The sequence below is a fragment of the Devosia sp. CN2-171 genome (assembly GCF_049354815.1).
In the GTDB taxonomy this organism is placed as follows: domain Bacteria; phylum Pseudomonadota; class Alphaproteobacteria; order Rhizobiales; family Devosiaceae; genus Devosia_A.
In genome coordinates, this window is the sequence record NZ_CP186479.1 from 3,594,430 (window position 1) to 3,614,159 (window position 19,730).

The following is a 19,730-nucleotide window of genomic DNA, read 5'->3' on the forward strand; positions in this document are numbered from 1 at the left end:
GGCTAGAGCCGCCGGTAAGCCGTGGGTTCGCCACCACCATTCGCGCTGGTGCGGGCAATGGCCTCGGCCAGCGGCTCGATGGTCACCGCCATGCGCGTGCCATTGGCGTGGATGATGTCGGTGTCGTTGATCATGATCGCCACGTGGCCTCGCCAGAAGACGAGGTCGCCGCGCCGCAGTTTTTCGACCGGCTCACCCAGGGCGGCCTGCTGATCGGTGTCGCGCGGGCAGCTTCGGCCGGTGGCATAGAGCGCCTGCTGCACCAGCCCGGAGCAGTCGAGCCCCAGGCTCTCGCGCCCGCCCCAATAATATGGCGTACCGATGAACCGCTCCGCCACGGCGACAAAGTCCGCTGCCGGCTGATCTATCGGCGCCAGATGTTCCTCGATGAACCAGCCGCCCGCCGTTCTCACGAAGCGTCCCTCGCGCGCTTCGACGCTGACCAGCGCATTCATCGAATAGAGTCCAACCGGCGCGGTCTTGATGCTCGGTCCGCTATAGCCGTAGGTGCGGAGCGCCCGAACCGTGTGGGTCGGGGTCGCGCCCGGCACACCCAGTGCCGTAACCTCGACATAGCCGACATAGCCGTCGCGCCTCGCCTGCCCGAAGGCCCAGCCGTCCGCTTTGTCCAGCACCTCGAACAGCTCCCCAAACAGCAACTGGTCCATCTGCTCGGCATCAGCCGAAGCCGCGCGGCGCAGCGATGCCGATGGCACCACGACCTGGCGCAGCGTCGTCTCGACATAGCGCTCGGCCGGTACGACGCCCTCGAGCGAGCGTGCCGCGAGCCCGTCGCGCGCCAGGATCAACCGACTATCAAGCAAGGCGAATCTCCTCAGGGAGCCAACCAGCGTCCGGCCAGCCTAGCCTGCCTACAGGACGCTGTCAGGCCGCCCCAGGTCAGGGCTCGCGGTGCACCATCCAGGGCATCTGGGTGGCGAATTTGCCGCCGGAGACGTCGATCATCGTGCCGGTGATGTAGGACGCGAAGTCCGACGACAGGAAGCAGATGAGGTTGGCTACATCCTTCGGGCTGCCCCAGCGGCGCAGCGTCAGCGTATCGAGCAGCCGCGTCTTTTCGGCATCGGTACGCTCGGCGAAGCGGTTCATGCCGGTGGGGATCATGCCGGGGGCATAGCAGTTCACCGTGATCTCGTGCGCGCCCAGCTCGCCCGCCAGCACGCGGGTAAAACCCTCGACGCCGTATTTGGAGGCTGCGTACGCGGCACCGCCGATGCCCGGGATGATGGCGGCGAAGGACGAGGCATTGAGGATGCGGCCGGAGCGCTGGCGCTTCATCACCGGGATCACCGCCTGGCACATCAGGAAGGTGCCCTTGAGGTTCACGTCCAGATTGAGGTCCCACGCTTCCTCGGAGAGCACTTCGACGCGGGCGCCGCCGGCCACGCCAGCGTTGTTCACGAGAATATCGATGCGACCGTAGGCCGCCTCCACCGTCTCGACGACTGCCTTGTTGTCATGGGTGTCGCGTACGTCGCAGAGCAGCTGCAGACCGGTCCAGCCGTTGCGCTGCCACTCGGCAGCAACCTCGTCGAGCAGCTCCTGGCGAATATCGGTGACGACGACGATGGCGCCTTCGCCGGCCAGCGTCTTTGCGATCTCGTTGCCGATGCCGCGACCGGCGCCGGTGACGATCGCGACCTTGTTCGAGAGATCGATCAGCATTCAGACCACCTGGTTCAGAGAAAGCATTGCGTCCGGCAGGCCCGGAGCGCTGAGGCGCAGCGTTGCCGGACCGTCGGCGCGCACGAAGACGATGATGCGTCCCTCGAACGTGCTGCGGTAGCGCGCCGCGTAAGGCGTGTTGTCGCTCAGGTCGCCGTTTTCGAGGAAGAGCAGGGTGCCGCCCTCCATCTCGGCCGAGACGATCAGTTCGTTGCGGGCGACCTCGCCTTGCGCGTCGAGCAAGGAGCATTCGACCTGGATAACGCCATCGCTGGCGAGACCTGCAGAGTCGTATTTGCCCTGCGCGTCGGTGGGTGCCTGCCAGATCGCCGTGTCGATCCGCACCGCATCGCCGCGCGGCCCGAATGCGTCCCGTGCAACAGCCTTGCCGTCTCGGAGCGTCTCCAGCACCAGCGGCGCATCGAGCGGAACGTCACCAGCGACCCAATAGCCGTTCTCCTCGTCGAAGGTCAGCGCGATCTGTGCGCCGCTACTGCTCAGCCTCGGTTCACCGTTGGAGAAGCAGACCACTTCCTCTTTGCCCCCGGCGATAGCGTCCCAATCGCGCGAGATCGGGTGCGACCAGAGGTTCTTCACCTCGTCGCCGCGCTTGCGCGTGGCGATGTAGGCGACGGGCTCATCGGCCCACCAGCTGCGGCGGAGGTGGAAACTGTGTTTGGCAAAGCCCGCGACCGTCAGCAGTCCGGCGCGGGAGCCATGCCAGGGCCAGAGATAGGTCTCGCCGAGATAATCGATGCCGGTCCAGAGGTACTGGCCGGAGATGAAGTCATTGTCGGTGACCGCGCGCCAGTCGCGATAGCCGTGACCGTTCTCGCTGCCGACAATCGGCTGGGCCGGGAATTTCTCGTGGTCGGCCGGGTAGAGGTGTTCCTTGTAGTTGTAGCCGACGAGGTCGAGCGGCTCGAGGAATCCGGTGGAGCGGGAAAGCTCGGGGAAGGCGGCACCCACCGTCACCGGCCGCGTCGGGTCCTTCCGCTTCACGATGCCGGCGAGGCGGCGCGAGATGGTCGCCAGGCGCCGTGCATCGGGCCGGTTCGGGTCGTAGGCGCGCTGTTTGGCGGATTTGTTGGCGTCGTTGTTGCCGGTCATCGCCTCGAACATGGCGCTGGCATAGGGGTCGTTCGGGTAGTCGATCTCGTTGCCGATGCTCCACGCGATGATCGAGGCGTGGTTGCGGTGGGCGTCGATCATGTTCTCGAGGTCGCGCTCGCCCCAGGTGTGGAAGTCGCGCGCATAACCCTGATGGCGCGGCGGGTAGACATTGTGCCCCTGCCACCACTTGTTCTTGGGGTTCTCCCACTCGTCGAAGGCTTCGTCGATCACGTAAAAGCCGAGCGCATCGCAAAGGCGATAGAGCTCGGGCGCGTGCGGGTTGTGCGCCATGCGCACGCCGTTGCAGCCCATTTCCTTGAGCTTCAGTAGGCGTCGCAGCCAGACCTCGGTGGGGACGGCAGTGCCGAACGGGCCGGCGTCTTCGTGGAGGCACACGCCCTTCAGGGTGCGCGGTTCGCCATTGATGAAGAAGCCGCGCTCGGCGTCGAAGCGGAAGGTGCGGATGCCCACGATGTCGTCGTAGTCGGCGCGCTGGCCATCGCCCCAGGTGAGGATGGTCGTGAGGCGATAGAGGTTCGGACTGGTGTCGGACCACAGCTCCGGCCGAGGCACTGTCGCGGTGATGACGGTGTCGGCGGATGCACCGGCGGCAAGTTCGGCCGTGGTGTCGAACGTGTGGGTGCGGCCCGTCGACAGCGAGCGAAGCTCGTGACGCACCTGCACAGTCACCGCCTCGGCCGTGTCGTTGACCAAGCTCTGAGCGACCCGGACCGTTGCCTCCGACCCGTCGGCTGCCAGGGTCTCGAACACCGTGCCGTATTCGGCGACGCGGACCGGTTCATGCAGCTCGATCGTCACGCGACGGTTGATACCCGTGCCGTTGTACCAGCGGCTGTCGGAGATATCGGAATGTTCCACCCGCACGCTGATCACGAGGTCGTCGCTATTGGCGTAGGAGAGGATCTCGGTGAGGTCGAACGAGAACTCGGCAAAGCCTGAGGGCCGGCCGCCGACATGGTAGCCGTTCACCCAGACCTGCGCGTTCTTGTAGACGCCGTGGAACTTGAGCCGCGCGTGCTTGCCGAGGAAGTCGCCGACTTCACGCAGCGACATGTGCGCGCGATACCAGCCGATGCCACCGGGCAGATAGCCGGTGCCGCTCGAATGGGTCTCGGCAAAATCCTGCTCGATGCTCCAGTCATGCGGTACCGTCACCGGCCGCCACGAGGCGTCGTCGAAGCCTTTCGCCCAGGCATCCGGAGTGTCCGTGAGGGTGAAAGCCCACCGGCTGATTTCGTAAGTGTGCATTGGCCGTCTATCTCTGGTCGGATGCCGATGGTGCGGCGGCGATGTATTTGGCGAAGACGCCCGCAAACAGGCGTCCGTTGATGGTGGCGATGCCGGCAAAGCCGACGAAGAGCCAGATGAGGCCGTAGCCGGTGAACTGCGGGTAGAAGACGGTGACGATGACCGCGAGCCCGATCAGCGCGAGGGCGGCCAATGCCGTGAACGGATGCTTCCACGACAGCCGCCGGGCATTGCCGAGAACGTCGCGGGTCCGGCCTTCGAAGTTCGCGAGATACGGGAAGACGAACAGCGCTGCCGCAGCGAAATTGAAGGCGAGCACATACCAGACGGCGAGCAACATCAGCTCGGCAAAGGCGCCGTAGTTGAGGTTGGTGACGACGACATACCAGGCGGCCAGCACGGCGATCATCGCGAGCAGCACCAGCCAGATCACCGTAGCCTGCCGGAAGTTCCGGCGGAACGAGCGGAAGTAGTCGCCTGTCACCGAATTGCACTCACCGGTCGCGATCCGCATGGCGGTGAAGTTCAGCGCCGTCAGTGACGCGCCGAGCGTCAACAGCGGGATCGAGGTCACGACAAACAGCAGGTTGAGGACCATCACATCGGCGAGCACGCCCAGGCCGCGCATCAGCGCGGAATCCGCCGAAAACAGGGTGGCCATTGCTCGATCCTCCGCGAAGGCCGGGCGGGCACGCATCAGCGCATGCCCGCCCGGCTTCAGGTTAGGTGCCTAGAGGTTGCGGGCGGCCTTCCAGGCGTCCATGTCCGCCTGGATCGAGGCGCGTGCGTCCTCGTAGCCCACGTCCTTCAGCTTCTGGCGCATCTCGGCGATGGCCGCGGCGGGATCCTCAAACTTGCCGTATTGCAGCTGAGGGATGTACTCCGACAGCACGCCGGCCATGGCTGCGAGCGTGGGGTCGATGTTCGACTTGTTGATCTGCAGCGTCGAGTACGGGTAGTCCTTCGCCGTCGCATCGAGCTCGGCGATGATGGCGTCCTTATTGGGCGCCTGCGTGGCCAATTTGGGCTCGAATTCGTCCATGCGGCCCCACCAGTAGTCGGTACCCAGCGACATGGTCGAGGAGTCCCATCCGGCCGGGCGCTCCAGAACGCCGTCGGCATTGATCGTGTAGTCGACGCCCTCAATGCCGTAGTTGAAGAGCATGTAGAGCTCTTTGTCGTTGCGGATCAGGTCATAGACCTGCAGCGCCTTCTCCGGGTGCTTCGAGTAGGCACTCACGGCCATGGCGCCGTGCGTGAAGATGTCCTTGAAAAAGTTGCCGTTCTCCTTGCCCCAGTAGAAGAACTTGGGGTCGGAGCCGGGCTGCTTGATGTTCATGTTGTAGACGATGTCGTTGACGAACGTCTGCGTGTGGTGCTGGTCGGCGCCAGAGAGTCCGGCGTAGAACAGCTCACGCGGCTCGCCGTCGAAGTTCAGCGCGTCCTCGCGCCAGACCCCGATATCATTCCACTGTTTGGCGACCTTGGCCGCTTCGATCAGCGCGTCGCCCTCCATGTACCAGGAGGTGACGGTGTAGGGATCGGACGCCTTGGTGTGGAACGGTGCGTAGTTGCCTGCGCTCACGCCCTGCAGCGTCTGGAAGTCGGTGTGGCCCTGGATGTAGCCGGTGAGCGCCGCCTCGTTGGCTCCCGCGATGTCCCACGGATAGGCTTCGGGCTTGTTGGCCTTCACCCACTCGAAATACTTGGTGAAGTCCTCGAACTTGGTGATCTCGCCGTTCTCGAACCCGGCCTCCTTGGCCCAGTCGCCGCGGTAGAAGAAGCCGTGGTTGGTGTACTGGGTGTAGTTGTCCTCGGGGGCGAAGTAGATCTGGCCGTCGGGGAGCTTGGTGAGGTCCCAGTGGCCAGCGGCTTCGACTTGCGCCCAGGTCTTGGGGGCGTTGGCCTGCAGCATCTCCGGGGATAGCGGCAGGAAGGCGCCCTTTTCGGCGTTCTCCCAGGCGTAAAGCCAGTCGGTCGCGGTAGCGACGAGATCGACATTGTCGTCGCCCGACAGCAGCTGGACATTGTACTGGGTCTGCCAGTCGGCCCACTCGATGTAGAACAGGTCGAGCTTGGCGTTGGCCTTCTCGATCAGCAGCGGGTTGAGCTTTTCGAGCATCGCCTCGAGGCGGCCGTTGGTGGGCTTGTTGCCCATCGTCAGCATGGTGATCTCGGTGGGCGCGTCCTGGGCAAGCGCGCCCGCCGTCAGTGCCGGCATGCTGATGCCGAGCACCAGCAGAGCCGCCCCAACCCTAACGATACTTCTTCTGTGCATTTCTGACTCCTCCTCTGAATTCAGTTGCTGCGTTTTGTGCGGTGAATTCCCTCAACTCGAAGCATTTCGAGGGTGCGACCGGTCATCCGCGCCGGTCGCGAAACTCAAGACCTGATCGTCATCCCTTCACCGCGCCGATGCTGATGCCGGAGACGAAGTATTTCTGGACGAAGGGGTAGAGCAGCAGGATCGGGCCGGTGGCCACGATCGCGCTCGCCATCTTCAGCGTATTGCTGGGCAAGTCGGTGACGCTGACATTCGAACCCGCAACCGAGTTGCGCAGCGCGTTCGCCGTGTTGATCACGTTGTAGAGGTGGTACTGCAGCGGTTTGAACTCGACCGTGCTGCCCAGGTAGAGCGAACTGAGGTACCACTCGTTCCAGTACCCCAGCGCAAGGAACAGCCCTACGGTCGCGAGCGCCGGCTTCATCATCGGCAGGCAGAGCTGGGCGAAGATGCGGAAATCGCCGGCGCCGTCGACCTTGCCGCTCTCGATGATCTCGTAGGGCACGGTGCGCATGAAGCTCTTCATCAGGATGATGAGCCACGGCGTCATTAGGAGTTGCAGGAACACCGCCATGTAGTTGCCGCGCAGCCCCAGGTCGCGCGCGATCCACAGGAAGGTCGGCGCCAGCCCGGCCGAGAACAGCGTCGTGAAGTAGATGAAGAACGAGATGTGGTTGCGGAAGGGAAAGTCCTTCCGGTTCAGCGCGTAGCCGGTCATGGCGATGACGAAGAGGCCGATGGCGGTGCCGAAAACCGTCATCACGATGGTGACGACATAGGAGCCGATGATCTGCCGCGGCGCCCGGAAGATCCACTCGTAGGCGGCGAAGGTGAAGTCCTTGGGCAAGATGCCGAAGCCGCTCCGCATGATGGCGGACTCGCTCGAGAACGAGGCTGAGAGCATCAGGACGAAGGGCAGGAGGCAGAACAGCGCGAAGAGTGTGATGGTGACATAGGAGATCGAACGGATGACGAAGTCGCTGCCGTCGAGCTTGATGGCCTTTGGCTTGGCCGGCCCGAAGCCGACGCCGCCTTCTGCGATGATGGTGTCGATACGGTCGGTCATCAGAACAGCGCGTAGTCCTTGTTGATCCTGCGCACGATCCAGTTCGCCGTCATGACGAGGGCGAAACCGAACAGCGACTGGTAGAGGCCGACGGCGGTGGAGGTGGTGAAGTTGTTCTGGCTCAGCACCATCCGGTAGACCGAGGTCTCGATGATGTCGGTGGTCTGGAACAGGGCGGCGTTGTTGCCGACGAGGTTCCAGAACAGCCCGAAATTGCCGTGCATGATGCCGCCCAGCGAGAACAGCACGAGGATGATGAAGGTCGGCTTGAGGCTCGGCAGGGTGACGAAGCGGATGCGCTGCCAGGCCGAAGCGCCGTCGACCGTCGCCGCCTCATAGAGGCTGCGGTCGATGCCCATGATCGCCGCGAAATAGACGATCGAGCCATAACCGGTCGACTGCCACAGGTGCACCATGATGATGATCAGCGGCCAGGCCCCGGCGGTCGAATAGATCTTTATCGGATCGCCGCCGGTCGATTTGATCAGCGCGTTGAGGGCGCCCGTGTCGTAGTTCAGGAGGTTGAAGGCGATGACGCCGACGAGCACCGACGAGATGAAGAATGGCAGGAACATCGCGGCCTGGCTGACCTTCTTGAACCAGGCCAGCCGGATCTCGTTGAGCATTACCGCGATCGCGATCTGGAGGATGTTGCCCAGCACGATGAAGGCGAGATTGTAGAGGATGGTGTTCCGGGTCAGCATCCAGAGCTGGCCGGATTTGATCAGGAACTCGAAGTTCTTGAAGCCGACGAACGGGCTGCCGAAAATGCCTTCCCGGTAGTTGAAATTGGTGAAGGCGATCCACGCGCCGGGGAGCGGCATGTAGTTGAAGACGATGAAGAACACGATCGCCGGGACGCACATGAGCAAGAGGACCTTGCTGTCCGCCAGCTGCCGAAGCAGAGACTTTTGCCGCATGGGCGTATCGGTTCCCGACATATTCCCCCTCTCTGCCGTCAGCCGCGCGTCCCTCCAGACGCTGCGACCTAAGCGAACGTCGCAATGGTCCCGGCATAGCGCTGGCTATGCCTGACGTCCGGCCGAAGCCGGGTCGAACGATGCGATGATCTCCTCCAAGATCGCGACGAGTTTGCTCGCCACGACGCCATTGTTAGCGACGCGGAGAACGCTGCGCAAGTTTTCAGTAAATATTTAGTTCGGGGATTCCGGGGGCAGGGGCCGCGTGCTGCCGCGCCAGCGCAAACTGGTCGCGAGGGTCACGCGCTTGGGCAGTTCCCGCCCGCTCATCCGCTCGAGCAGCAGCTCGACGGCATTTTCGCCGATCTCCTCGGCGGCGAGGTGCACGGTGGTCAGCGGCGGGTTCATGAACTGCGCCACAGAGATATCGTTGAAACTCGCGATCGCGATATCGTCGGGGATGCGCAGCCCCATCTCATGGGCGGCGCGATAGGCGCCCACGGCCATGTTGTCGTTGGCGGTGACGAGTGCATCCGGCCTGTCGGTGCCCGACAGCAGCTGCCGGGTGAGCTTGTAGCCGCCCTCTTCGGTCTTGCTGCCGGTGAGGCAGAGATGCTCTTCGAAGACGCCTTTTTCCTTCGCCCACTCGATGTAGGCCCGGCAGCGCCGCTCCGGCAGCTTGGCGGCGACGCCGTCGTAGACGTCGACCCAGCCGGCGAAGGCGATCCGCCGGTGCCCGGCCTGCCACAGTGATTGCAGGAGCTTGCGCGTCGCCAGCATCAGGTCGGATTCGACCGAATCGATCTCGTCGGTCGGCGGACTGAAATCGGCGAAGACCAGGTTGCGGTTGTGCTTTCTGAGCCAGGCAATCTCGTTGTCGTCGTGCCGGCCGATGGCGATGATCCCCGAAGCGCTGCGCAGCAGCGAGGCCTCGGGCAGGCTGTCGGTGTGATAGACCTTGATCGTCTCGATCTTGAGGGCCTGGCAGCGCGTCTCGATGCCGAGGCGCAGCCCCACGTAGTAGGGGTCGACCAGCTCTTGGTCGGGCCGCAGATAGTGTACCAGCGCGACCTTGCTGAGCCCCTGCTGATAGGCGCGGTTGCGGGCGCGGGGCGTCTCGTACTTCATCGCCTCGGCGGTTTCGATGATCGCCTGCCGGGTCTTGGCGGTGACCGAAAGCGTCTGGTCGAAATTCAGCACGCGCGACACCGTCGCGGGCGAGACACCTACAGCCTTGGCGATTTCCTTGAGCGTAACCACGAGTGCTCCCCCGGCAGTCGAGAGTCCTGCTTAGGCAGGAAGGGCAGGCCTAGGCAAGCGTAAAGGACACATTGGGAAACGGGCAAGCTGCCTCCGGCGAGGCCAAATGCCCCCGATCCGGCGCCGCATGGCACGATGCCAACAGGGTGGGGGAGTGCGCACTGACGCGCTGTGCAACGCGCGTCTCGGCTCCATCAGTGAGGACCGGCGGCGCCAAAGCGCGCCGGTCCTCTTGGGTCTCGGGCGGTCAGATACCGCCGCCGCCGTGCAGGGTACGGACCTTGTTGGCGGCGTCTTCCGCCGCTTGATCCACGGTCATCGTGCCGGTCAATGCATTCTGCATCATGTCGGGGATGATGATGTTCATGATCTCCGGCGCCTCCGGCAATGCTGGGAACGGAATGCCGTTGGTCAGCATCGAGGTCGTGATGTCGAGGAACTTGATGCTGTCGAGGCGCTGCTTCATCCACTCGGTCTTGAACCCGCCGAGGTTGCCCGGATTAGAACCGGCCCAGGCGAGCTTGAGCGACCATTCGGGGCTGGTCCACATGCAGATCAGCGCCTTGGCCGCCGGCTCGTCGACCTTGCCGCCATCGACAAACTCGGACTTCACGATGTGGATGTTGGAGCCGCCGAACACCACGGCGCGCTTGCCATCCGGTCCCGTCGGGATGAGGCCGTAGCGCATGTTCTCGAGCACCTTGTCGGCGACTTCCTTGTCCGATCCGGTAGCCTGGCTGGCGAGCTCGACCATGCGGGCATATTCGGATGGATGCGAGATCATCATGCCCAACTGGCCGGAGATGAATGGCGCCTGGTTCTCGCCCTGCGTGTTGGTCAGGGCCGAGGTCGGCACCGACTTGTCGCGCACATACATGTCGTAGGAGGCCTGCAGCGCCCGCTTGCTTTCGGGACTGTCCAGCCTGACCTCGCTATAGGTCGGCGAAGGGTCCGCCTCGTCGAACACGCCGCCACCATAGGCCCAGAGCTGCGGCATGAAGCGGTATGGTGTGTTGCCGGCGTTCTGCTTGGCGACGAGGCCATAGCCGGCGATGCCCAACTTGTCCTTGATCTGCTTGGAATAGGTGACGACATCGTCCCAGGTGGCCGGCGGGTTGTTCGGGTCGAGGCCGGCCCGCTCGAAGATGTCCGCGTTCCAGATGAAGGCCATGGTCTCGTTGTTGGTCGGGATCCCGTAAGTCACGCCGTCCCATGTGACCGCCTTCATCGCGCCGGGCCAGAAGTCGGCGGCAGCGTAGCCCACGTCCTCGGGCTTCAGCTCCTCGAGATACCCTTTCGACGCGAACTCGGTGCCGCCCAGGATCTGCAGGCGGATCGCCATCGGGGCGGAGTTACCGAGCAGCGCGGTGCGGAACTTGTCGAGCAGCTCGTTGTAGGTAATGCCCTGCTCGACCAGCTCGATACCGGGATAGGTGGCGCGGAACGCCGCGAAGAAGTCGCGGTAGTTGTCGCGCATGATCTGCGGGTCAGCCTCGAAGATGCCCTGGTACCAGAACGTGAGCTTGCCCTTGTAGTCGGTGGGCGTGATCGAGTTGCAGTGCCCGACCGTGTCGAAGGTCTCCGTGCCGGCAATCGAACGCACATATTCCGGCGACCATTTAGATACGTCGACGCTTTGAGCAAATGCGGTCGACGCCAGCAGCGATGTGGCCAAAGCGGCCGCAATCACCCCTCGCGCAATTGCGCGGTCCAGTCCTAACCCAGACATTTCCGTTCCTCCTCTTTTCCCCGCCAGGCGCCCCTCGCGCATGGTCGTGGACAATCTCGACCGACTTGGCGATTTCATGTCGGTTTTTCCTACTATACGGACCAAAATTCGTTATAAGCAATCCAGATCGTACATTATCTGGACGCCAACCCTTGATCGAGCGATGTCGAATGCTTTTGGCGGCCCCACGCGAAGGGGCCCTGGGATGACCATGTTCAAGGCGCGGCCACCTGCCGGCATCGATCCGACGGGTGTCTCCGAGGAGGGCGCGGCGGTCTACGACCTGATCCGCGACGACATCATCTCGGGCCGACTCGAGGCCAATGACCGCCTGATTGTCGGCGAGCTCGCCAAACGCCACGGCTACTCGGGCAACCCGGTGCGCGAGGCGCTGCAGCTGCTGCGGGCGCAGGGCTTCGTCATCATGGTGCACAACAAGAGTGCCCGCGTTCGCCCGATCGACCAGGAGTTCGTCCGCGACATCTATGAGATAGGCGTCCTCACCGAGCCGGCGCTCACCCGCTGGTTCGTCGGGATGGCGACCGACGACGACATCGCCGAGCTGGAGCGACTGCAGGAGGCGATGGAGGCCAACAACTTTGCCGACCTGATCCTCCACAGCGAGCTCGACACCCGCTTTCACACGCTCATGTACGAGCGTCACTACAACCGGCTGGCCGCCGAGATCTGGTGGAAGCACCGCGAGGTGCTGCGCGCCGTGACCCGTCGGTTCCAGTTCACGCTGGCGCGCCGCGCCCAAGTGATGCGCGATCATCGCGAACTGATCCAGCTGATCAAGGAGGGAGAGGCCGACAAGGCCGCCGCGCTCGTCGCGGCGCATGTCGAGGGCTCCGGCCGGCACATTCTCGAACAGATGCGGGCGGCCTCGGTGGCACGCGCGAGCTAGGAATTTGAGCGACCGGGAGGAGCCTGCCGCTCGCAAGCAATTTGGGAGGCGACGATGAAGATAACCGGCGTAACGCCGTGGCTGGTCAAGGCCGACAGTTCGTACTGGGGCGAGTACCTGTTCGTTGAAGTGACGACGGACGAAGGCATCTCGGGCTGGGGCGAGATCACCTCGACCACCAAGATCGCCAACCGGGCGCTCTGCGCCATCCTCAAGCAGGTCGGGGCCGTCATCGCCGGCGAAGACCCGAGCCATATCGAGCGGCTGTGGCACAAGCTGTTCCGCAGCTTCACCTACATGGGCAGCCGCGGCGCCGCCTGCGAATGCGTCAGCGCCATCGACATCGCGTTGTGGGATATTCGCGGCAAGGTGCTCGACAAGCCGATCTACGAACTGCTCGGCGGTCCGGTGCGCGACGAGATTTCGCTCTACACGCACCCCGACCAGAGCAAGTTCACCACCAAGGAAGGAGTCGTCGCCGAGATCCGCGCCATCGTCGATTCCGGCCATGTGGCGCTCAAGTTCGATCCCTACCCCTATCAGGGTCACCGGGAACGCGAGCGGCGCGATGGCTATCTCGACGGCATGATGTCTAGAAGCGACGAACGCAAGGCCGCGGAGCTGACCGCCCTGATCCGCGAAACCGCCGGTCCCGAGATCGAGATCCTGATCGACGCGCACGGACGCTTCGACGTGCCGACGGCCATCCGGCTCTGCCGGTCGCTCGAGGAGGCCGGCAATATCGACTGGTTCGAGGAGCCGGTGCCGCCCGAGAGCTACGGGGCGCTGAAGCAGGTGCGCGATAAGGTCAGCGCCGCGATTTCGGTCGGCGAACGCGCCCATACCAAGTGGGACTTCGTGCCCATCCTCGAGAACAAGCTCGCCGACTACATCATGCCGGACGTGACATGGACCGGCGGCATCACCGAACTCAAGAAGATCGCGACGCTGGCCGAGGCCTATTATGTGCCGATCTCGCCGCACGATGCCGGCGGCCCGATCAATGTGCTGGCCGGCGCGCATGTGATGATGACGGTGCCCAACTTCTACCGGCTCGAGACCTCGCGCTGGGACCTCAGCATCTACAATGTGCTGATGCACACCCCGCTCGATAATTCCCGCGGCAGCCTGAAACTGTCGCGCAGCCCCGGTCTCGGCATCGAGATGAACCGGGACTATCTCACCGCCAACCAGCTCGAACTGGCCTAGCGCACACCTCGCCCGGCGGGTACCGCCCGCCGGGCCTGCAGCGACAAGCGAGGCGCCTGCCTCGAACAAACCGAGGGGGAAGTCTTGAAGATCACCGGCATCGAAACCGTCGTCGTCAACGCCGTGCACCGCAACTGGATCTTCGTGAAGGTGCTCACGGACCAACCCGGCCTGTGGGGGTGGGGCGAGGCGACGCTCGAATGGAAAACGCGCGCCGTGAAGGGCGCCATCGATGATCTCGCGCCCTTTGTCGTCGGCCAGGACCCGATGAACATCGAGCACATCGTCAATGCCATGACCCGCTTCAGCTTCTGGCCGCTCGGCTCGATCGGCCTCACGGCCGTCTCGGGCATCGAGCACGCCCTGTGGGACATCAAGGGCAAGGCGCTCGGCGTTCCCGTCTGGCAACTGCTGGGCGGCAAGGTGCGCGACAAGGTCCGCGTCTACACCCACCTGCGGCGCGGCGCTTCGAGCGCACGGGTTTCCAATACCGACATCAGCGCCTTTTGCGATGCGGTGCAGGAGACGGTCGAGATGGGGTACAATGCCATCAAGCTCGGCTTTGTCCCCTACACCGGATACGACGCCCCTCTGCCGGCCGTGAGGCATGTGGAAAAGCTCGCCGCCGCGGTACGCGAGCGGGTCGGCGACGGTGTCGATGTCATGACCGACTTCCACGGCCGCCCGGATTCGCTCGATGCGGCGATCGCCTACATCAAGGCGATCGAACCGATCAAACCGCTGTTCTGCGAGGAAGTGATCCAGCCCGGCGATACGCCGGCGATGGCCGACATCGCGCGCCGGGTGGACTGTCCGCTGGCCACGGGCGAGCGGCTGTTCACGCCACGCGAGTTTGCCGAAGTGGCCGAGACGCGGGCCGTGGCCTATATCCAGCCCGACCTCGCTCACTGCATGGGGATCGGCGGCGGCCGCAAGATCGCGGCGATCGCCGAGGCGGCTCACATGGGCGTCTGCCCGCACAACCCCATGGGCCCCGTTGCCGGGGCCGTGGCGCTGCAGTTCGATGTCGCCACCACCAATTTCGTCATCCAGGAAGAGGCCGTCGGCATCGTTCCCTGGTTCGAGGAGATCTGCTCGGTTTATCCGCTGCAGCTGGTCGACGGTTCCTGGGCTGTCCCGGAGGCGCCCGGCCTCGGCATCGAGATCGACGAGGTCGCCGCCGCACGCTACCCGTTCCAGCAGGAAATCATTCCGGCCCTCACAGCCGTGCTGCCGGACGGCCGGATCGCCAACTGGTAGCTGCCCGCCAACCGGCCGCCGAAAACGCAGGGCACACCGGGCCGAAGCCCGGCGTGCCCCAGGGAGGTTAGCCGAAGATGGCATCGCGCTCATCCTTGAGCGCTGCGATTACGTCGTCGACAGTCTGCGACTTGTCGGACCAGTAGTTGAACATCACGTTCCAGATGGCGTTGTTCCAGTCGGCGTCGATGACGTTGAAAGGGTTCGGCACCTGGCCGTTCGGAACGTTCAGCGCATCCATCGCCGCCTTGTTGCAGGCGTCCTGGTATTCGGTCGGCGCGTCGGCCCGTGGTGAGGTCGAACCCTTCTGCTGGTTCGCCTTGGCCGAGACGACCGGATCGACGAAGGCAGCGACGAGGTCGAGCTCGGCCTTGTCCACGTCTTCCGCCTGGCCGCCCAGTACGCCCATCGCGTCGGAGGTCACCGACACCGCCTTCGAGCCCGGGATCACGACGCAGCCGAAATCGACGCCCGGCACCTTGCCGGCGGCGAGCCACTCGCCCTTCATCCAGTCGCCCATGATGTGGAACAGCGCCTGTCCGGCGATCACAGTATTGGTGGTCTCGTTCCACGGCCGGTTCTCGGCGTCAGGGCCCGCTTCGTTGGAGAAGGTGCGGACCACTTCGACGGCTTTCCTGAACTCGGGCGTATCGAACACCGTCGGGTCGGGCTCGGGTGCGTACATGCGGTTGTAGATGTCGGGACCGCCGATCGCCGCCAGCATGGCGTGGAACAGGTAACCGACCTGGAAGGCCTGCGAGCCGACGGCGGCCGGGGCGAAGCCGGCATCCTTCACCTTCTGGAAGTCGCCGATCATCTGGTCGACGCTGGTCCAGCTGGCCGGGTCGACGCCGGCCTTCTCGGCCACGGACTTGTTCCAGTAGACCATGCCGTCAATGTGCATGAAGAGCGGCACCTTCACCATCTTGCCATCGACGGTGGAGAGATCGCGGATGATCGGGAAAAAGCCGTCATAGGCGCCGATCTCTTTGTAGTAATCGGTCAGGTCGCGCTCGAGGCCCATGCCGGCGAGGTCGCGAAAGACGCCGGGGTCGGAGTTGACGAAGGCGTTCGGCGGCTCGCCACCCGTGACGAGATTGACGATCGAGACGTTGACGCCCGAGTTGTGCGGGATGGCGAGATCCTTCCAGCTGTGGCCCTTGGCCTCCAGCGCCGCGCGCAGCGTGTTGAGCGCGTTGACTTCCGATTTGGTCGACCAGCCGTGGTAGACGATCAGCTCCGCGGCGGTGCTGGCGAGTGGCGCGATCCCCAGCATCAGGGCGGCGGTGGCGCCCACGAGTAACTTGCGAATGGTCATCTTCTCTCTCCCTCTGTCCCCTTTGCGGGGCGTTGCAGTCGTTTTGACGAAGTCTCCTGCTGCTCCGGTGGTCAGATGCTTCCCGGAGTGTCTTTTACCGAGCGCGTCAAAGGCGCTGGCCCGTGGTGGCGTCGAAGACGTTGAGCCGTGAGCCGGGATAGGCGACGCGGATCGTGTTGCCCTGCCTCAGGGCGCCCGAGCGTTCGGGATCCATGCGGACCGCCAGCAAACCGTCCCCGAGCCTGAGATAGCCCGTGGCGTCGGCGCCGGTGCGCTCGGTGTACTGGACCGGCAGTTCGAAGCTTCCCGCCGCGTCCGGAACCGCCTCGCCCGGAACGCCGAAATGCTCCGGCCTGAGGCCCACGACGATGGGCTGACCGTCGGTCGGCGCGGTCTCGAACGGATAGGCGCCGAGATCGAACTCATGGCCATCGACGGTGGCACGGACGCTGCCGTTGCTCTTGGTCACCGTGCCGCGCCTCAGGTTCATGGCGGGCGAGCCGATAAAGCCGGCGACGAACAGGTTCTGCGGCCTTGTGTAGATCTCGTCGGGCGTGCCCAGCTGCTGGATGACGCCGCCGTCCATTACCGCGATCTTGGTGGCCATGGTCATGGCCTCGATCTGGTCGTGCGTGACGTAGACGATGGTCGACTTGAGCTCGTCGTGCAATTTCTTGATCTCGAGCCGCATCTCGGTGCGAAGCTTGGCATCGAGGTTGGAGAGCGGCTCGTCGAACAGGAACACCGGCACCTGCTTGACCAGCGCCCGGCCGATCGCCACGCGCTGCCGCTGCCCACCCGAGAGCTGGGCCGGCTTCCGCGCCAGCAGCGGTTCGATCTGCAACAGCTTTGCCGCCCAGGCGACGCGCCGGTCGACCTCGGCCCGGTCGAGCTTCTGCGCCGATAGCCCGAAGCGCAGGTTCCCCTCGACCGTTTTGGTCGGATAGAGCGCATAGGACTGGAACACCATCGCCAGCCCGCGATCCTTGGGATCAAGATCGGTGACGTCGCGCTCGCCGATGGTGATGCGCCCGGCCGAGACGTCGAGAAGGCCCGCGAGGAGGTTCAGCAGCGTGGTCTTGCCGCAGCCCGAGGGGCCGAGCAGCACCAGGAACTCGCCGTCCTCCACCGTAAGATCGAGATTCTTGAGCACCGTGAAGCGCCCGTAGCTCTTGATGATGTCTTCGAACTGAACGCGTGGCATGCCTACCCCTTGACCGCGCCGGACGTGATGCCCTGCACGAAGAACTTGCCGAGGACGAAATAGATGAAGAGCGGTGGGATCGCCGTGAGCAGGGCCGCCGCCATGTTCTGGTTGTAGGCGGCCTCGCCGGTGGTGGTGATCACCACGTTGGCGAGCACCACACTCATCGGCTGCGTGCCCAGGCCGCCGAAGGTCAGCCCGATCAGGAAGTCGTTCCAGATCGAGGTGATCTGCAGGATGAGGACAACAATCAGGATGTTGCCCGACATCGGCAAAATGATCTCGAGAAAGACGCGCCAGAAGGACCCCGAGTCCATCATCGCGGCGCTCATGATCTCGGACGGAATGCCCTTGTAGTAGTTGTGGAAGATCAGCGTCAGGATCGGCATGGCCAGGACCGCGTGGATTACCGCGATGCCGAGGACGGTGCCGTAGACCTTCACCCACGAAGTCATGATGATCAGCGGGATCATGATGATTTGGAACGGCACGAAGGCGCAGATGAATAGCAGGAACAAGAAGGCTCCAGCCCACTTCACCTTCCACAGCGCCAGCGCATAGCCGGTGACCGCCGAGAGGCTGATCGAAAGCAACAGGCTCGGCAGCAGGATGGCGACGGAGTTCCAGAACCCGATCTTGAGGCCTTCGCAGCGAATGCCGGAGCACGCGTTGTTCCAGGCGTTCCACCAGGGATCGAGGGTGAAGGGGGCCGGCAGCGAGAAGATCTCGCCCTGCCGGATCTGGTCCATGGTTTTGAACGACGTCGTCACGATGACGTAGAGCGGCACGCAGAAGAACAGCGCGCACATGGCGAGGAACGCGATGATGGCGATCGAGCGCCCGGTGATGCCCCTCTTTCGGCGCGGAAAACGCGGCGCGCGTTCCTCCACGACAGGCAAGGCGGCCGGCTTTTCGAGCGATGAGCGTTCGAGGGCGATGGTCATTGTGCAGCCGCCTGCCGGGCGCGTTCACGGAGGACCGTGAGCAGGGCCAGAGGCAGAAACAGTGCGGCAGTGATCAGCAGCATGATCACGGCGGCGGCCGAGGCGTAGCCGAGGTTCGACTTTGCCCAGTAGGCGTTGATGGTGAAGTAGCCGGGCACCCAGGTGGCCTGACCCGGTCCGCCATTGGTCATGGCGACGACCACGTCATAGGCCTTCACCACACCGAGCGAGAGCAGGATGGCGCAGGTCAGGAAGGTGAACTTCATCATCGGGATGATGATCTCGACATAGAGCCGCCAGACGCTGACGCCATCGAGGCGCGCGGCGCTCCAGATCTCACTGTTGATGGATTTGAGCCCTGCCAGCATCAGGGCCATGTAGAAGCCCGAGCCCTGCCAGATATAGGCGAGGATAATGCCGTACATGGCCGTGTCGGCGTGCGACAGCCAGTCGAAATCGATGAAGGTGAGCCCGATCGAGTGCAGGAACTTCTGCACGCCGAAACTCGGGTTGAACATCCAGCGCCAGGCGACGCCGGTAACGATCAGCGACACGGCGAGCGGATAGAGGAACACAGTCCGGAAGAAGCCCTCGCCCCGCTTTTCGCGGTCGATCAGCGCCGCGAGCACAAAGCCGAAGGCGATGGCCAGGGTCGAGCCGATACCGAGGATGACGAGGTTCTGCAGCGAGATCTGCCAGCCATTGTCCTTGAACAGGCGCTCGTATTGGCGGCCCCATTCGCTCCAGTCGATCTCGTATTCAGCAAACCGGCGCGAACGCGTCAGGCTCATGTAGACCGTCCAGCCGATCGCGCCGATGAACGCGACAGCTGTGATCAGCAGGGCTGGCGTCAGGGCCAGCTGAGGCGATGTCCGGCTCCAGCGGATTGGCATGCTCCCTCCCCTCGACGCCGCCTGCCACTTGCCGGGCCGGTCTCGCATCGAACGTATTATCGATAATCTGTTATCGTGCGATGGGTCAACCCCTGCCGGTCAATCGAGCCTCAACATGAGGTATTGACAGGCTTTTGTAGCCAACTAGGCTAAGCCGAACGTATTATCGTTCATATCCGTGGGTCGAACTGCGGGAAAACAGGGTGGAGAAGAATGAAGGGCATCGCGGGTCTCGCGCACGTCGCCATCAAAGTCACGGACCTCGACAGGTCGCTCGACTTCTACGTCAACAAGCTCGGCTTTCCCGAGATGCTGCGGCTTCACCATGACAACGGCAGCACCTGGCTGGTCTATCTCCGCATCACCGACGACCAGTATCTCGAAGTGTTCCCCGGCGCCGAGAACGATCGGGCCCCGGGCTGGAACGCCAATGGCATGAACCACATGTGCCTCGCGGTCGAAGACATCGAGGGCTTGGTGCGGCAGATCGAGGCCGCCGGCATCCCGCTGCTGATGCCGCTGAAGCTCGCGCTCGATGGCAATTGGCAGGCCTGGATCGAGGATCCGGACGGCAACCGGATCGAACTGATGGAAATGGCCGCCGACTCGCTGCAGCTCAAGGCCATCGCCCGGCTGCGCGGCGAGAAGGCGCTGGCTTGAGCCCCGCG

General features: G+C 63.9%; 17 protein-coding genes. 4 read left to right on the forward strand and 13 right to left on the reverse strand.

Annotated features, from left to right (window positions below; genetic code table 11):
• Window positions 1–2 precede the first annotated feature (2 nt).
• The 9 genes from ACOYW5_RS17870 to ACOYW5_RS17910 all read right to left on the reverse strand — a co-directional run bounded on the left by ACOYW5_RS17870 (window position 3) and on the right by ACOYW5_RS17910 (window position 11,327).
• On the reverse strand, window positions 3–824 hold the full coding sequence (locus ACOYW5_RS17870; RefSeq protein WP_423066241.1) for an NlpC/P60 family protein: 822 nt from the start codon (window positions 822–824) through the stop codon (window positions 3–5).
• Window positions 825–900: 76 nt separating this feature from the next.
• Window positions 901–1,686, reverse strand: a complete 786-nt coding sequence (locus ACOYW5_RS17875) for an SDR family NAD(P)-dependent oxidoreductase (RefSeq protein ID WP_423066242.1) — start codon at window positions 1,684–1,686, stop codon at window positions 901–903.
• A complete protein-coding gene (locus tag ACOYW5_RS17880) occupies window positions 1,687–4,068 on the reverse strand; it encodes a glycoside hydrolase family 2 TIM barrel-domain containing protein (RefSeq protein WP_423066243.1) in 2,382 nt (793 codons plus the stop codon).
• A 7-nt stretch (window positions 4,069–4,075) separates the two neighbouring features.
• Complete coding sequence (locus ACOYW5_RS17885) at window positions 4,076–4,729, reverse strand: YesL family protein (protein ID WP_423066244.1); 654 nt, start codon at window positions 4,727–4,729, stop codon at window positions 4,076–4,078.
• 69 nt (window positions 4,730–4,798) lie between these two features.
• Complete coding sequence (locus ACOYW5_RS17890; protein WP_423066245.1) at window positions 4,799–6,346, reverse strand: DUF3502 domain-containing protein; 1,548 nt, start codon at window positions 6,344–6,346, stop codon at window positions 4,799–4,801.
• Window positions 6,347–6,464: 118 nt separating this feature from the next.
• Window positions 6,465–7,418 carry a carbohydrate ABC transporter permease gene (locus ACOYW5_RS17895; RefSeq protein WP_423066246.1) on the reverse strand — a complete coding sequence of 318 codons (954 nt, stop codon included), beginning with the start codon at window positions 7,416–7,418 and terminating at the stop codon, window positions 6,465–6,467.
• On the reverse strand, window positions 7,418–8,338 hold the full coding sequence (locus tag ACOYW5_RS17900) for an ABC transporter permease (protein WP_423066247.1): 921 nt from the start codon (window positions 8,336–8,338) through the stop codon (window positions 7,418–7,420). The genes ACOYW5_RS17895 and ACOYW5_RS17900 overlap by 1 nt, the downstream gene beginning before the upstream one ends.
• 234 nt (window positions 8,339–8,572) lie before the next feature.
• Window positions 8,573–9,598 carry a LacI family DNA-binding transcriptional regulator gene (locus tag ACOYW5_RS17905; protein ID WP_423066248.1) on the reverse strand — a complete coding sequence of 342 codons (1,026 nt, stop codon included), beginning with the start codon at window positions 9,596–9,598 and terminating at the stop codon, window positions 8,573–8,575.
• Between the two features lie 247 nt (window positions 9,599–9,845).
• Window positions 9,846–11,327, reverse strand: coding sequence for an ABC transporter substrate-binding protein (locus ACOYW5_RS17910; RefSeq protein ID WP_423066249.1), 1,482 nt, complete (start codon window positions 11,325–11,327; stop codon window positions 9,846–9,848).
• A 205-nt stretch (window positions 11,328–11,532) separates the two neighbouring features.
• Between ACOYW5_RS17910 and ACOYW5_RS17915 the strand changes: the two genes are divergently transcribed.
• From ACOYW5_RS17915 to dgoD, 3 genes are all read left to right on the forward strand, one after another.
• Window positions 11,533–12,234, forward strand: a complete 702-nt coding sequence (locus ACOYW5_RS17915; protein ID WP_423066250.1) for a GntR family transcriptional regulator — start codon at window positions 11,533–11,535, stop codon at window positions 12,232–12,234.
• Between the two features lie 54 nt (window positions 12,235–12,288).
• On the forward strand, window positions 12,289–13,443 hold the full coding sequence (locus ACOYW5_RS17920; protein WP_423066251.1) for a mandelate racemase/muconate lactonizing enzyme family protein: 1,155 nt from the start codon (window positions 12,289–12,291) through the stop codon (window positions 13,441–13,443).
• An 84-nt stretch (window positions 13,444–13,527) separates the two neighbouring features.
• The gene (gene dgoD / locus ACOYW5_RS17925) at window positions 13,528–14,703 is read left to right on the forward strand and encodes a galactonate dehydratase (protein WP_423066252.1); all 1,176 of its coding nucleotides are present in this window, start codon (window positions 13,528–13,530) and stop codon (window positions 14,701–14,703) included.
• 67 nt (window positions 14,704–14,770) lie between these two features.
• Here dgoD and ACOYW5_RS17930 read toward each other — a convergent pair whose 3' ends face one another.
• The 4 genes from ACOYW5_RS17930 to ACOYW5_RS17945 form a co-directional block, all read right to left on the reverse strand.
• Window positions 14,771–16,021: an ABC transporter substrate-binding protein gene (locus ACOYW5_RS17930; RefSeq protein WP_423066253.1), complete on the reverse strand. Its 1,251-nt coding sequence runs from the start codon at window positions 16,019–16,021 to the stop codon at window positions 14,771–14,773.
• A 106-nt stretch (window positions 16,022–16,127) separates the two neighbouring features.
• Window positions 16,128–17,225, reverse strand: a complete 1,098-nt coding sequence (locus ACOYW5_RS17935; protein ID WP_423066254.1) for an ABC transporter ATP-binding protein — start codon at window positions 17,223–17,225, stop codon at window positions 16,128–16,130.
• A gap of 2 nt (window positions 17,226–17,227) precedes the next feature.
• Complete coding sequence (locus tag ACOYW5_RS17940; RefSeq protein WP_423066255.1) at window positions 17,228–18,169, reverse strand: carbohydrate ABC transporter permease; 942 nt, start codon at window positions 18,167–18,169, stop codon at window positions 17,228–17,230.
• Complete coding sequence (locus ACOYW5_RS17945) at window positions 18,166–19,062, reverse strand: carbohydrate ABC transporter permease (RefSeq protein ID WP_423066256.1); 897 nt, start codon at window positions 19,060–19,062, stop codon at window positions 18,166–18,168. Before ACOYW5_RS17945 ends, ACOYW5_RS17940 begins: the two co-directional genes overlap by 4 nt.
• A 213-nt stretch (window positions 19,063–19,275) precedes the next feature.
• Here ACOYW5_RS17945 and ACOYW5_RS17950 point away from each other — a divergent pair, with 213 nt between their 5' ends.
• Window positions 19,276–19,722, forward strand: coding sequence for a VOC family protein (locus ACOYW5_RS17950; RefSeq protein WP_423066257.1), 447 nt, complete (start codon window positions 19,276–19,278; stop codon window positions 19,720–19,722).
• The last annotated feature ends 8 nt before the right edge of the window (window positions 19,723–19,730 follow it).